The 14,326-nt window shown below is 63.8% G+C and carries 10 protein-coding genes; 2 read left to right on the top strand and 8 right to left on the bottom strand.

Annotation, left to right across the window (positions count from 1 at the left end; genetic code table 11):
• Positions 1-74 precede the first annotated feature (74 nt).
• On the top strand, positions 75-479 hold the full coding sequence (locus tag GKZ68_RS13165; RefSeq protein WP_173115540.1) for a hypothetical protein: 405 nt from the start codon (positions 75-77) through the stop codon (positions 477-479).
• 145 nt (positions 480-624) lie between these two features.
• Positions 625-4,455, top strand: coding sequence for a hypothetical protein (locus GKZ68_RS13160; RefSeq protein ID WP_173115538.1), 3,831 nt, complete (start codon positions 625-627; stop codon positions 4,453-4,455).
• 371 nt (positions 4,456-4,826) lie between these two features.
• Here the strand turns inward: GKZ68_RS13160 and GKZ68_RS13155 are convergent, their stop codons facing one another.
• From GKZ68_RS13155 to GKZ68_RS13120, 8 genes are all read right to left on the bottom strand, one after another.
• Positions 4,827-5,030, bottom strand: coding sequence for a hypothetical protein (locus GKZ68_RS13155; RefSeq protein WP_173115536.1), 204 nt, complete (start codon positions 5,028-5,030; stop codon positions 4,827-4,829).
• 402 nt (positions 5,031-5,432) lie between these two features.
• Positions 5,433-7,382, bottom strand: coding sequence for a beta-N-acetylhexosaminidase (locus GKZ68_RS13150; protein WP_173115534.1), 1,950 nt, complete (start codon positions 7,380-7,382; stop codon positions 5,433-5,435).
• Positions 7,383-7,450: 68 nt separating this feature from the next.
• Positions 7,451-8,803: a DUF58 domain-containing protein gene (locus GKZ68_RS13145; RefSeq protein ID WP_173115532.1), complete on the bottom strand. Its 1,353-nt coding sequence runs from the start codon at positions 8,801-8,803 to the stop codon at positions 7,451-7,453.
• Positions 8,804-8,881: 78 nt separating this feature from the next.
• A complete protein-coding gene (locus GKZ68_RS13140; RefSeq protein ID WP_173115530.1) occupies positions 8,882-9,904 on the bottom strand; it encodes a MoxR family ATPase in 1,023 nt (340 codons plus the stop codon).
• Between the two features lie 193 nt (positions 9,905-10,097).
• A complete protein-coding gene (locus GKZ68_RS13135) occupies positions 10,098-11,447 on the bottom strand; it encodes a DUF4350 domain-containing protein (protein WP_173115528.1) in 1,350 nt (449 codons plus the stop codon).
• A 15-nt stretch (positions 11,448-11,462) separates the two neighbouring features.
• The gene (locus GKZ68_RS13130; RefSeq protein ID WP_173115526.1) at positions 11,463-12,542 is read right to left on the bottom strand and encodes a glycosyltransferase family 1 protein; all 1,080 of its coding nucleotides are present in this window, start codon (positions 12,540-12,542) and stop codon (positions 11,463-11,465) included.
• An 8-nt stretch (positions 12,543-12,550) separates the two neighbouring features.
• Positions 12,551-13,324, bottom strand: coding sequence for a DUF4129 domain-containing protein (locus tag GKZ68_RS13125; protein WP_173115525.1), 774 nt, complete (start codon positions 13,322-13,324; stop codon positions 12,551-12,553).
• The gene (locus tag GKZ68_RS13120; RefSeq protein ID WP_173115522.1) at positions 13,314-14,318 is read right to left on the bottom strand and encodes a hypothetical protein; all 1,005 of its coding nucleotides are present in this window, start codon (positions 14,316-14,318) and stop codon (positions 13,314-13,316) included. The genes GKZ68_RS13125 and GKZ68_RS13120 overlap by 11 nt, the downstream gene beginning before the upstream one ends.
• Between the last annotated feature and the right edge of the window lie 8 nt (positions 14,319-14,326).

Below are 14,326 nucleotides of genomic sequence, written 5' to 3'. Positions count from 1 at the left end.
TACCAAGCGGCTTGCATAGGTCGGGAGGCTGGTAGTAGCTTTGGTCAGGTTTTTATCCAACTCTTTCTTCTGCTATGACAACTTTCTTTCGTTTGTCGAGTGTCGGACTACTGCTTGGCTTGCTGCTGAGCGGTGGGCCGGCACTTGCACAAACCGGGCCTACTGCTGAGCCGGCAGCCCCGACGGTGTCGCAGCGGGCCCAGCGCATGGCTAGCTACCTGGCCGATGCCCTGCGCCTGAACGCTCGCCAAGCTGCTAAGCTGCGCGCTGCCGTAGAAAAGCGCCTCGACTCGGCCGAAATGCTTGGCCATCTGCTTTTTACCTCGGGTCAGGAAGCTTCTTCGGCCTTCGAGAATATTGACTACCGCTACTATGCGGCTATGGGCAAGGTGCTGACTCCTACGCAGTTTCATCTGCTTTTGCAGCTCGATGAGCCCGTGGCCCCGGCCGATGCGCCGGTAATGGTGCAGCGGCACTAGGCTCCTTTTTTGCCTAGACCCCAATCCAGGGCGGGGGAAGAAGTTACCAATCGGTGCTTCTTCCCCCGCCTTTGTTATGGGCCAGGGAAGGCACCAAACCGGCCCGGCGTAGCGTTGTGCCTCCGCTGCTGCCGAACTTTACGCTATGACCCAACGCTACCGCCTGTGCTTTGCCTTTGCGGGCTTGCTGCTGGCGGCGCTAGTAGGGTTTAGGCCGCTGCAGGCGCGGGCGCAGCAGCCGGGGCTGCCGGCCAAGGCGGCGACCGCTAGCCCACCCACCCGCGTGACCGCCGAGCCCGCCCCGCCCAGCAGCCAGCGCTGCCGCTACCTGCGGCTGGCGCTGGGCCGTGATACTACCCGCTTCGCCTTGAGCGATACGCTTACCATCGTGCCGGCTTCCGTCACAGCCAATGGCCGGCCGGTGCGCTACGACCCGCGCCTCGACCGCTACCAGTGGGTGCGGCCCGCCCCGCACGACAGTAGCGGCACCACGCGGCCCGATTCGGTGCTGCTCTGCTACCGGGTGCTGCCGGTGCAGCTGGGGCTAGCTCGCTACCGGCGCCCGCGCCGCCTCATGGACAGCCTCGATTTTCGGGACCGGCCCATGTTGCGCTACGAGGATTTTTCGCAGAAAGAACAGATTCTCAACACGCCGGGCATCAACAAAACGGGTAATCTAAGCCGCGGTATTTCCTTTGGCAATACCCAGAACGTATTCGTAAACTCGGCGCTGAACCTGCAGCTGGAGGGCCAGCTGACGGATAAAATCCGCCTCACGGCGGCGATTTCTGACCAGAACGTGCCCTTTCAGCCCGAAGGCAACACCCAGACGCTCCAGCAGTTCGATAAAATCTACATTACCCTCACCGGCCCGCAGTGGAACCTGACGGCCGGCGACGTGGTGCTGCGCAACAAGCCCGATTACTTTCTGCGCTACTACAAAAATATCCAGGGCGCCGCCGTGGAGGCCAACCTGGGCGCGCCCGGCCCGCAGCCGCTGCAAGCCGGCGCTACCAACAACAGCGTCAGCAATGCGCCGCCTTCATCGTTTACCACCTACACCAACGGCGTGACCAACAACAGCGCCGCGCCGCCCGGCACGGGCAGCGCGCCGCTAGCCCCGCCCACCACGGCCGTGGCACCCGGCCAGCCGCTGCCCGGCGCGCCGCCCGTGCCCAGCGGCGCGGGCTCGGTCACTGTCTTCGACAAGCTCGGCCAGGTTCGTTCCTCGACGCTCGTGGCGGGCGGCGTGGCCAAGGGCAAATTTGCCAGCATCGACCTCACGCCGCTCGACAACGTGCAGGGGCCGTACCGCCTCACCGGCCCCAATGGCGAGCAGTACATCATTGTGCTGGCCGGCTCGGAGCGCGTGTACCTCGACGGCCGCCTGCAGACGCGGGGCTTTGATTATGACTACGTTATCGACTACAACCTGGCGGAAATCACGTTTTCGCCCCGCCACCTCATCACCAGCAACACGCGCCTGAAGGTCGATTTTGAGTATTCCGACCTCAACTATGCCCGCTCGCTCTACACCGTGAGCCACTACCAGCAGCTGGGCAAGCTGAACCTGCGGGGCAATTTTTACCAGGAGTCGGACAACCCCGACAACGCCGCTAACCTCACCCTCTCGTTTGCCGACCAGCAGCTCTTGCGCCGTGCCGGCAACGTGCCGCTCGTGCAGGCGCCGGGTGCCGACTCGGCGGCCTTCAACCGCACGCTGGTGCAGTACCACCGGGTGCCATTGCTCAACCCCGCCAAAGGCCAGCGGGAGTATGCGTTTGTGTACGCAAAAGATTCGCTGAGTGGTGTTTATACGGTGCGCTTTACCGACGTGGGCGCTGGGCAGGGCGATTATAATCTGAGCACGACTAGCGTAAATGCCAATGGGCGCGTCTACACCTACGCGGGCACCAACCTGGGCCGCTACAAGGCAATCCGCATCCTGCCCACGCCGCTGCTCAAGCAGATGGCTACGGCCGGCGCCACCTACCAGCTTGACCCCACCGCCGCCGTGTTCGTGGACCTGGCTAGCTCCCAATTGCAGCGCAACCGCTTTGCGGTGGGTACCGAAGACAAAGGCCAAGCCATGCGGCTAGGCTACACCGTGCAGGACCGCGCCCTGCCCGCCTGGGCGCCCGCCGCCCTGCGCAGCTACCGCCTGCGCTCGGCCCTCGACTACGAATACACGGCGCCCAAATTTGCACCTATCGACCGCTACCGCGACATCGAGTTTGACCGCAACTGGAGCGCCACCAGCACCGCCAACGCCACCGCCACTGACCCCCGCGAGGACAATATCTTCAACTTCGCGGTTGGCCTCACCCGCGATGCCAACCACGCCATCAACTACCGCGTGAGCCGCCGCTACCGGCCCGGCGAGGTCAGCGGCGTACAGCAGTGGGTAGATGTGGCCCAGCAAGTGGGCCGCCTGGAGGTGCGCGGCTCATTGTTTTTGCTCAACTCGCAGGCCGGGCGCTTTCACTCCGACTGGGCCAGGGGCGAGGCCAGCGTGCGCTACGGCGGCGGGCGGCTCATTCCGGGCTACACCTATCGCTTTGATAAAAACCGGGTTATCTCGCCGCGCGGCGACACCATTCGCTCGGCCAACTACTTCGACGAGCACACCCTGTCCTTGCAAAGCCCCGACACCGGCCGCACCCGCTACAGCCTGAGCTACGCGCTGCGGCGCGACCGCACGCCCACCGCCGACCAAAATAACCTCGACCTGCACAACCAGGCGCAGACCGTGCAGGGCAGCCTCGTCACGCGCTTTAGCCGCGCCCACGATTTACGCGTCATCGCCACCTACCGCGACGTGAACCTGGTGAGCCGCCCCGACAGCGCCCGCCAGCGCAACCTGCTCGGCAAAATCGACCACAACTTGGGCTTGCTCCAGAATCAAATTCGCTCCGAGCTGAGCTACAGCGTGCAAACCGGCCGCGAGCTGCGGCGCGATTTCTCGTTTCTGGCCGTGCCCGCCGGCCAGGGCACGCACTACTACGCCGGCGACCTCAACCACAACGGCGTGCAGGATAAGGACGAGTTTTTGGAAGCCCAAACGCCTGATGCCCAGTACCGCACCTACATCAAGGTGTACCTGCCCACCGCCGACTACCTCACCGCCTACCAGAATCGCCTTAGCTACCGCCTCACCGTGAATGCGCCGCGCGGCTGGCGCGAGGCCGGCACCTGGCGCGCCGTGCTGGCTCGCCTCAGCAGCGTAAGCAGCGTGACGGTAGACCGGCGCACCACCAGCGACGACCTGCTGGCCCGCCTCAGCCCGTTCAGCTTCGCCAAGGGCGATGATAAGCTGTTGGCCTTTAATCAATTGCTGCGCAATACGCTGTATTTCAACCGCGCCAATCCTATCTTCGGCGCCGAGCTCACGGTGCAGCAAACCCAGCAGAAAACCCTGCTCACCCAAGGTTTCGACCTGCGCAACCTTACCACCCAAAGCCTGCTGCTGCGCCGCACCCTGGCGCAGTCGTTTACAGGCCGCCTCACCACGGCCCGCGACATCCGGGAAGCCCAGACTACGTACTCGACCGCGCGCAATTTCCGGCTGCTCATCTACACCGCGCAGCCCGAAATCAGCTACCAGCCTAGCCCGGCGCTGCGCCTCACCGGCTCACTGCTGCACACCAGCAAGAGGAATATCCTGAGCACCCGCGACACCGACGCCAGCGGCAGCTTCGACGACCTGGGCTTCGAAACCCGCGTGAGCCAGGTTAGCAAGCGCACGCTCACGGCCGCCGCGCACGTCACTAGGGTAGCCTTCGAGGGCGACGTATCGTCGGTAGTCGGCCTCGAAATCCTGCAGGCCCTGCGCCCCGGCACCAACTATACTTGGAACCTGAATCTCGAACAACGCCTAGCCAATGGCCTGAACATCAACGTGGCGTATGATGGTCGTAAGGCCAGCGGGCTAGGGGTGGTGCACACCGGAAGGATGCAGGTAGCGGTGCTGTTTTAGGAAAATCACCTGGCAAATGGCAGAAAGTCAGTTCCGGCAATTCCGGCAATAACTTGGAAATCCTGTTGCCACTAAAGCGCCAGGTTTTTTGCCTATAATTACCTTCTTCCTCGGCGACTAGCCTCGCCTAGCTACACGACCGGGTCAGTCCCGATTGGTGCTTCCGCGACCAGCTTGCCATTGTGGGCAACGGGCGCGTGCACCTGGCGCCATCGCGGCTGGCTGCCAACCTGAAAATTGAGCTGACCGTGCTCGACGACCGCGCCGACTTGCCCGCACTAGGTGCCAACCGCTTTGCTCGTCACCGCCAGCGCGTCGGCTACGAAACGCTAAGTGGTGCGCAACGCGCGGTTAGAAGTTCGCGCCGGGGGCTAGGATTGGTCGGTAGGCGGCTCGGTGGGTTTCGCCAGCGCGGCGGCCCGTTGGGCCTCCTGCTCGTCCATGTCATCGAGCAGCTCTTCCTCTTTCCAGATTATCTCGGGGTTAAAGAGGCCGGTGAGGGCAGCCATTTCCTCCAGCATGCTGGGCTTGGCAGGTGGTGTAGATTGGGGCGGCAGGGGCGAATCAGGTTGCATAAGCTGCTTACGTAGGTCAGTTGCCAATAGGTTGTATAGCCACCGCTACGGGGCAGTAGCCCATGGCGGAAAACGAACCCTCCTGCTGAGCGGAGAGGTACGAGGACAGGTTCGGCAGTACTTGGCGAAAGTAGGCGGGCGGCAGCATAAAAAAACAGACTGCCATCGGGCGGGCCAGCTCCGTAGTGCGGGCGCCTATGCCTGTGGATGATTAAAGCGTTGCGAAGCTGCTTGTTGTACGCAAGCGTAGGCCAATTAAGGCTGCTGGCTGCAGCACAGCTACCCGGCAGGTAAAAGGCCGGCACCAGACAGCGGGTAGTTTTTATTTCGCAAACGCAATAAGGCAAAGCGCTTGGCTATCACTGCCTGTTCTGATAAATAACGCCTTAACAAGCAGCCGCATTATGGTAGCCCGACCAGCCGCCGTACCGCGCCAATAATGGCTAGCTCGGCCTGGCCGACCGGCTGCTGGGCGGCATCGAGCTGAAGCTTGGCGGTGGCCTGGGCGGCGGGTACCGTAGGCTGGCCCTGTTCGAGCTGCGTGAGGCGCTGGCTGAGCAGGCTGGCCACAATACCGAGCTGGGCGGCCAGCGGGGCGTATTCGGTCAGGCCGGGGCTAGTCACGAATAATGGGGGCAGGACCTCGGTGGCGCGCTGCCACTCGGCCGCCTGCCGGCGCAGGCTGGCCAGCTGGCGGCGGGCAGCCGGCGTAAGGCTGGGCGGTGTGGCCGGGAAGGTGGGCATCCCAATACTGAGGCTGGCCAGCAGGCTGTCGGCGGTGGCGCCGAAGCGCCGGGCCACGTCCGACTCGGCCGGGGCGGCATCAACTAGGCGGGTGAGCGGCGTTTCGGTGGTGTACTTAAAGCCTTGGGAGTGACGCTTGTACTCTTTCACCGGCTCGATGAGGCTAGCCAGGGTTTGCAGGGCGGGCAGGGCGGCCGGGTAGGGGCTAGCCAGCTGGCGCAGCAGGGCGGCCGGGGCGCGGCGGTGGCGCAGGCCCAGCGCCTCCAGCCCTTCGCTCACGAAGGCCAGGCGGCGGTACATATCGGGCACATCCTGGCTGAGGGCGGCGGGGCTCCAGAGGCGCTCGGCCACGGCGGCGGCGCGGGGCCACACCCGGCTGTCGTAGAGCACGCTGTCGGCAAACTCGCTCCACATGGCAGCCTCGCCGCCCAGCACGCGGCTAGCCAGCGAGTCGGGGATGCCCTGGAGCGGGTCGGCGGCGTAGTGGCTGGCGGCCGAAAAGTACAGGTCGAGGTAGTAGCCGTGGGCCCGCAAGGCGGGGTGGCCTTGGCGCACGGCGTCGAGCACGCCCTTGGGGCCACGCCAGCTTTCAATGGCGATGGGCTGGGGCAGGTCGGGGCCGAGTATCTCATCCCAGCCAATCATCGTCTTGCCCAGCTTCTGCACGATGGCGAGCAGGCGGCGGTTGAAATAGTTCTGGAGCTGGTGCTTGTCGGGCGTGGTGGTGCCGGGCTTCACAAAGCCCTTTGCCTGCATAAAGGCCACGATGCGTGGGTTGTGGCGCCACTGCCGCCCGTCGTTCTCATCGCCGCCAATGTGGAAGTACTTGTCGGGAAACAGCCCGCTCATCTCGGTCAGCACCGAGTCGAGCATGGTGTAGGTGCCCTCGCGGGTGGGGTCGAGGGCAATATTGAGCACGCCCCACTTGATGGGCAGGGTCTTGACCGAGTCGTTGGAGGCTAGCCGGGGGTAGGCCGTGACCAGCGCGCCGGCGTGGCCGGGCATATCAAACTCGGGCACCACCCGGATGCCGCGCTGGGCGGCGTAGCGTACCACCTCGCGCACTTCGGCCTGGGTGTAGTAGCCGGTGGCGCCGCCCACCTGGTGCAGGCGCGGAAACAGCTTGCTTTCCACGCGCCAGCCCTGGTCGTCGCAGAGGTGCCAGTGCAGCACGTTGAGCTTCACAGCGGCCATGCCATCGAGGTTGCGCTTGATAACGGCCACCGGCAGGAAGTGCCGCGCCGGGTCTATCATGAGCCCACGCCAGGCAAAGCGCGGCGCGTCCTGAATGTCGCAAAACTGCGCCCGCCAGCCCTGCGGCGTGCGCTCGATGACCTGCCGAAACGTGGCTAGCCCCCGCTGAATGCCCAGCGGCCCGGCCGCCACGAGGCTAGCCCCGGTAGCCGTGACGCGCAGATGGTAGCTCTCGTCTTGCGAGGTGGCCGGGCCAGTCACCTGCCGGCGCAGGGCTAGCAGTGGGGCCGTGGCAAAGCGGTAGTGGCCGGCCTGCCAGGTGGCCTGGGCCGGCACCGGCAGTAGCGGGCGCTGGGCCTGGGCGGCTAGCGGCAGCAGTAATGCCAGCGCGCAAGGTTTCGCGAGATTAAGCAAGGTCTCGCAAAGCTTGCGTATAAAAAAACCTAGCGAAACCTCTTTTAACCTAGCGAAACCTTGCGTTATCATAGCAGTCCCCTGGCCTTGAATTCCAGGTATTTATTAATCGTATTCACCGTCAGCAGCTGCGGTGGGGTAAGGAGCGCTTGAATGCCGTAGCGCTGCAATTCGAGCACTATCTGGCGTTTTTCCTGCTGAAATTTCTCGGCGATGGTTTGGTTATACACGTAGGCCGTCGTTTCGGCCGGCGCATCGAGGTAGGTGCGCAGCTCGGTGTTTTCAAAGAAAACGACCAGCAGCAGGTGCGCCTTGCTCAGCGCCCGCAGGTAGGGCAATTGCCGTTCCATTCCCTGCAAGGTTTCGAAATTGGTGAACAAAATTAGCAGACTGCGCTGCTTAATCTTGGCGCGCACCGTGGCGTAGAGCAGCTCGTAGTCGGTTTCGAGGTACTGGGTTTTCTGGCGGTAAAGGACTTCCAGAATGGCACGCAAATGGCCCGGCCTGCGCTCGGCGGGCACCACGGCGCCGGGCTTGTTGCTGAACGTAATCAGCCCCGCTTTGTCGTGCTTGAGTAGCGCGATGTTACTCATTACCAGCGTGGCATTGATGGCGTAATCCAGCAGGCTCAGGCCCTCGAAGGGCATCCGCATCACCCGGCCTTTGTCGATGAGGCAGTACACCTGCTGGGCGCGCTCATCCTGAAAATGATTGACGACCAGCGTATCGGCCCCGCCGCCGGTGGCGCGGCGGGCGCTAGCCTTCCAGTTGATGGTGCGCGGGTCGTCGCCGCTGGCGTAGGGCCTGATTTGCTCAAACTCCGTGCTCTGGCCCACCCGCCGGATGCGCTTCACGCCCACTTCCGTGAGGCGGTTGTGGATGGCCAGCAGCTCGTACTGCCGCATTTGCAAAAACGACGGATACACCGGCACCACCTGCCCGGCGCGCCCGAAGCGGAAGCGCCGCCGTACCAGCCGCAACGGCGAAGCCGCATACACGTTCAGCGCCCCAAACTCGTACTCGCCGCGCTTGGTGGGCCGCAGCTGGTACTTGATAACCTGCGTCTGCCCCGGCTGAATGGTGGCCTCAAACAGCACGTCGCGCCGCTGAAACTGGTGCGGAATCTCGTCAATCACTTCCACCTGAATACCAAACCGATAGCGGCTCTCGATGAACAGCTGCACGTCGTTGTCCGAGCCGTTGGCCAGCTTCTCACCCAGCGCCCGCCGCCCAAATACCGGGCTAGCCCCACCCGCCACCGGCGCGTAGAGCAGCAGTGCATCGAGCAGCGTTAGCAGCACCGCCACCCCTAGCAGCAGCAGCATCGGCCCTAGCAGCCACGGCAGGAAGAAGCTGACGATGAAACCCGTGATGAGCGCCGTGCAGAGGTAGAAGAAGCGCGGAGTGAGAAAGAAACTCATGGAACAGCGTTATTACTTATCCGTCGGTCATTGCTTCGCAGGCTTGCAATGACCGACGAGAAGAAGTTATTGGAAACCCTACCGTGGCACTTCCACGCTCTGCACAATCTGCTTCACTACTTCATCGGGCGTGCCGCCTTCCATCTCGCGCTCGGGCGTGAGCATGATGCGGTGGCGCAGCACAGGCGCCGCCAGAAACTGCACATCCTCGGGCGTCACGAAGTCGCGGCCGCGCAGCGCGGCCAGGGCCTTGGCGCCGTTGAGCAGCGCGATGCTGGCGCGGGGCGAGGCGCCCAGGTACAGCGCCTTGTGGGCGCGCGTCTGGCCCACGATTTTGGCAATGTATTCGAGTACGTTGGCCTCCACGCGCTGCTGGCCCACTTGCTGGCGCAGGGCAGCCAGGTCGGTAGCAGTCAGCACGGCCTGCACTTTTTCCAGCGGTGTGCCGCCGAAGCCGTTGTGGTGACCTTGGAGAATCTGAATTTCTTCGGCTAGGGTGGGGTAGCCCACGTTGAGCTTGAAGAGGAAGCGGTCGAGCTGGGCCTCGGGTAGGCGGTAGGTGCCTTCCTGCTCCACGGGGTTTTGGGTGGCTAGCACCACGAAGGGCGTGGTCATGCGGTGCGCGGTGCCGTCCTGGGTCACGGTGCGCTCCTCCATTACCTCGAAGAGGGCCGACTGCGTCTTAGCCGGGGCGCGGTTGATTTCATCAATCAGCACCACGCTGGCGAAGATGGGGCCGGGCCGAAACTCAAAATCACCCTGTGCCGGCCGGAAAATGCTGGTGCCCAGCACGTCGGCCGGCATCAGGTCGGGCGTGAACTGGATGCGGCTGAACGGCACGTCGAGGGTGCGGGCCAGTAGCTTGGCGGTGAGAGTTTTGGCCACGCCGGGCACGCCCTCCAGCAGCACGTGGCCATCGGCGAGCAGGGCCGTGAGCAGTAGCTCCAACAAGTCTTGCTGGCCTACGATTACCTGCCCGATTTGCTGGCGCACGGCCTCGGTGCGGGCCGTGAGCTGGGCCAGGTCGGTGCGCGGGGCGAAGGCTGCCGCAACCGGCACGTCGGCGTTTTCGATGGCTTGGTAAGGCGTTTCGTTTTCCATAAATAAAGAGGCGGAATGTCGTCAAAAAAATAGTCGGGCAACTAGGGCCAGCTTCTATCTTGCGGCCGGCAAAGGGCTAGCGGCGGCATGAAACAGCAAGTAAAAAGCGCCCTGGTAAGCCTGAAATGGCTTTTATTAGAAAAGTGCAATTAGTCAAAATCAGCATTTCCTGGCACAATGCAAAAATGATTTTTTACGTCGCCTCCCGCTTAAAATCGTGGATGGCGCGGCTCAGCCGCAGCAATTCGCGGTCGGTGACGGCGGGTGCGGTGCGGGCAAAATTGATGTAGCGCACCAGCTCATCGACGCGGGCGCGGGGCACGCCCGATTTCTGGCTCAGGCGCTCGCGAAAGTCCTCGTCGGCCAGGTCGGGCGTGGGCTCCTGAAAACGCGTGCGCAGGTAGTCGAGGAAGAGCGCCGTTTTCTTCTCGGCAATGCGCTGGTGGTTGCGGCCCTGCTGGTAGAGGCCAGCCACGGTGCGCGTAAAGAGCAGCGTAGTATTAGGCAAAGGCTTGATGACCGGAATAATACGTTGCCGCCGCCGCGCCTCAATAAAGATGAACAGCACCGCCGTAACCCACAGCAGGTAGTAGGCCGTGCGCAGGCTAGGGTGGCTGAATAGCACGCGCAGCACTGACTGCTCGCCCTCGCGGCCCTGCTTCTGGTACTCGTCCCACCACACCGGGCGGCCCGTGGGCAGGTACGAAAGCGCCGCCAGCGCGAACGCGCGGCGGCGCGGCGGCAGCACAAAATAGTTGCTGAACGCCAGCGGCACCGTGCATACGTACACGTGGCCGCGCCCACGGTCGAGGCGCAGCAGCACGGCGCGGCCCTGCGCGTCAGTGGCTAGGGGCGTGCCGGCGTGGCCGGGCCGCAGGGCTAGCCGGCTGGTGGCAGCCGAGGCCGGTAGCCGCAGCGCGGCGCCGCTCAGCCCGGGGTCGGTGAAGTGCACCTGCACTGAATCCAGCAAGTGCAGGCTGGGTGCGCTGAGTCGGGCGCGCACCGAATCGGGCACACTTGGGTCAGGCGCATCGGCAGCGCGCAGCTGCACTCCTAGCGCACGCAGTATGCCGCCATCGAACCGCTCGGCCGCAATAAAAACGTCGTTGCCGGCTGCGGCAAATTTTAGCAGGGCCGGCACTTCCAGCCGACTGATAGCAAAAGAGTTATTGATAAACAGGTAAGTGGCGCCCTGCTGCCGTAGCGTGGGCGCATCAGGGCTAGCGGCGTCGCTCGTAGCCGAGTCGGCCGGCGCGGCGGGCTCCGACTCAGTAGCATCGGACTTAGCCATGTTCTCTGCGTTGCGCTCGGGGTCTTCCTGGTCGAAAAGCTGGTTGTAGATGGGCAGGCGCACGCTGGTCACTTCGTCCGTGGCTAGCAGCTGAGGCAGCACGTCGAAGAGGGCGTAGGTGCCGTAGGGAATCTTGTCGGTGTTGCTAAGCGAGGGGCGCCAGTCGATGGGCTTGGGGCGATAATATTCCAGCGACACGTAGGCCCCAATCAAGGCCAGCAGCCCTAGCAGATACAGGCGGGAGGAAGTCACGGCGGCAGGCACAGGTTAGAAGCGGAGGAGTTCGTCGTACACGGCCAGGTAGTCGGCGGCCGACTGCGCCCAGCTAAAGCCCGCCGCGTGGGCGCGCAGCGCGGCGGCGCGGGTAGTGGGCTCGGCCTGGTATTCGCGTAGGCCATCGGCCAGCACCCGGCGCATGGCTTCGGGCGAAAAGTCGGGGAAGTAGCGACCCACGGCGCCGCCCACTTCGGGCAGCGAAGTCAGATTACTCAAAAACACGGGCTTGCCAAACTGCATGGCCTCTACCACCGGCAGGCCAAAGCCCTCGGCCAGCGAAGGCTGCACGTAGGCCAGGCAGTGCTGGTAATACCACGTTTTTTCGGCCTCGCTGATGCGCGTGAGAATGTGCACGCGGTCGGCCACGCCGACTTCGGCGGCCACCTCCTTGATTTTGGCAATGTAGTCGGGCTCGGCAAAGCCGCCGGCCAGCACCAGCTCGTAGTCGTTGCCGACCAGCAGCGGCGGCAGCACGTGGAAATTCTTCTTGGCATTCACCGAGCCCAGGCTGAACAGAAACGGCCGGCCAGGCACGTTGGCCGGCGCGTGGCCGGGCGCCGGCACCAGCGCCTCCACGCCGCGCGGCACGTAGCGCAGCGGCTGGCCGGCGCGGTAGCCGAGCAGGTCGGCGTGGCGCAGGATGTCCTGGCGCACGAAGTCGGAGATGGTCACCAGGTAGTCGGCCCGCCGGATGTTGCGGCGCACCATGGCCAGCTGCCGGGTATAAGTGCGCTCGTCGGGGCTTTCGTGCAGAAAATTAAGGTCGTGCACCGTCAAGACTACTTTCGTAAAGGGCCCGGTGGGCACGTACCAGCTTAGCTGCGAAGTGGCGTGCCACAGCCGGAAGCGGTAGCTAGGCGGGTTGAAATACTTGTGAAAGCTGCGCTGCGTGAGGTATTGCACGCCCGCGTAGCCAAGCGCGCCCACCTCGGCCGCCGGCACGTAGCAGCTGAGGCGGTAGCGGTGGTTTTGGCGCACCAGCTCCTCGGCCAGCGGAAACACGAAGTGACTGAAGCCGCTGTGGCGGTCGCGAAACGGCTCGCAGTCAAGGCAAATAGCGGGGAGCGACATGAACAGAATTAGAAAGACACGGCCCGGCCGCCGAGCTGGTGGCCCAGCGCCAGCTGTGCGGCGCGCACTTCGGTATATTGGGGGGGCGTGAGGGGCAGCTCGCCGTACCACACGTACTCAAATTGCCGCGTAAGCTCGGCAAAGGGCGGGCGCAGGGCGGGGCGCTGGCTAGCCACCTCACGCAGGTAGGTTTGGTTGGTTTTGTCGGGTTGCCAGGTAATTAAATTTTTGTCGCTGAGCTGCTTGAGCAAGGCCAGGTAGCCTAGCCGCACGGCCAGGCGCAGGTTGCCGGCCTCCTCGGCCTCGCGCAGCTGGGTCGGAAAATCCAGCTCGTGAATGTTCTCGCTCAGCGTTTCGTAGTCGAGCGCATCGCGGCGTGGCGCCCGGCCGAAGGCCCGCGTGAGGTCTACCTGCAGCAGCTTGAGCACCACAAAAATCACGGCCGCCGCCAGCAGCCCATAGATGACCCAGCGCCAGAAGCCGTCGTAGGTGTAGCCGCCCATCCAGTTGAGCTTGCTGAGCAGCCACTCAAAAAACCGGGCCCAGAAGCGGCTCCAGGCACTGCTGGCCTCCTCGCTGGCCGGGGGCGCCTCGCGGTAGTCGAAGGCGTGCTGCCGGCGCAGCTCGTCGAGGCGGGCGGTGGCGGCCGGGGGCTGGCGCAGGCGCACGGCGGGCGCCGGGGCGCTGACCGACGGCGCCGTCTGGGCGCGGGCGGCAGGACCAGCGGCCAATGCCAGGCCGAAGGCTAGCAGCCCAACCAGCGAACGGCGCTTAGTATTCACCTTCCTCATGGGGGCGGTAGGTGGCGTGGTCGGGGGCAGTGGGCGCGGGCTGGCCGAGCTGCTGAATGAGCGTGCGCAGGCCCACGCCCTCGCGGCGCTCTACCAGGTTAAAATATTGAAACGCAATGGCTAGCAGCAGCAGCGGGTAGATAAGCAGCGCGGCCAGGGTAGACAGCACACCCAGGACCGCGCTCAGCACGGGCAAATTAAGCATAGTATGACCAAGGCCGCCCAGCAGGCCGGCGCCCGCCAGGCCCGCTCCCACGAGGCCTAGTATGATGCCCGCGCCGCGCAGCAGCAGCCCGGCGAGCAGCAGTATCATAAAAATCAACCCGAACGTAGACCACCACTTGCCTTTTATCAAGCTCAGGCACCGGCTGATGGTAGCCGCAAAATCGCCGCCTTCGACCAGGTGCACGATGAAAAACAAGCTCAGCGCCACGCTCAAATACAAGCCCGGAATAAAGAACACAAAAGAGCCGGCTACGACCAATAGGCTCAGCCCAAACAGCGAGAAGTACGTGCCGATAAACTGCCGCTTCACGATAGCCCACACCTGGGCCACGCCGATGGGCTGCCCGGGGCGGGTGGGGTAGAGGCATTCAAGCAAGTAGCCGTACACAGTCAGCACCAGCACTGAGTAGAAGGCCGCCCCTAGCAGTAGACTGCCGAAATACGTGGGCGAGGTGAAAAACTGGAAGACGCTCAGCCCGTAGCTGTGCCCGATAGCATAGGGTGAGCTCGACCTGCCAAATCCGCCCAGGGTGCTGAATAGGCGGTATTGCAGCAGCACTACTATCAAAGCTTGCACCAGGGCTAGCGGGCCCACCAAATACAGCAGCACCCGGCCCAGCGGCCGCCAGTGCACCCGCAAAAACTCGAAAACGGCGCTGAATTTCTGCCCAAAATCACGCTCCTGCCAGAAGTCGGTGGCCTGGTTATACTGCGTAGCAGGAGCTGAATGCGGAGAAAAGGAAGGGTAGTGCGTATCCATAAAAGCAG

The organism is Hymenobacter sp. BRD128, assembly GCF_013256625.1.
In the GTDB taxonomy this organism is placed as follows: Bacteria; Bacteroidota; Bacteroidia; order Cytophagales; family Hymenobacteraceae; genus Hymenobacter.
This window is presented reverse-complemented; position numbering and strand designations above follow the sequence as displayed.

Coding starts and splice junctions, on each gene's coding strand:
- GKZ68_RS13165 (WP_173115540.1), top strand. CDS start 75: ATGACAACTTTCTTTCGTTTGTCGAGTGTCGGACTACTGCTTGGCTTG.
- GKZ68_RS13145 (WP_173115532.1), bottom strand. CDS start 8,803: ATGAGTTTCTTTCTCACTCCGCGCTTCTTCTACCTCTGCACGGCGCTC.
- GKZ68_RS13160 (WP_173115538.1), top strand. CDS start 625: ATGACCCAACGCTACCGCCTGTGCTTTGCCTTTGCGGGCTTGCTGCTG.
- GKZ68_RS13130 (WP_173115526.1), bottom strand. CDS start 12,542: ATGTCGCTCCCCGCTATTTGCCTTGACTGCGAGCCGTTTCGCGACCGC.
- GKZ68_RS13120 (WP_173115522.1), bottom strand. CDS start 14,318: ATGGATACGCACTACCCTTCCTTTTCTCCGCATTCAGCTCCTGCTACG.
- GKZ68_RS13155 (WP_173115536.1), bottom strand. CDS start 5,030: ATGCAACCTGATTCGCCCCTGCCGCCCCAATCTACACCACCTGCCAAG.
- GKZ68_RS13140 (WP_173115530.1), bottom strand. CDS start 9,904: ATGGAAAACGAAACGCCTTACCAAGCCATCGAAAACGCCGACGTGCCG.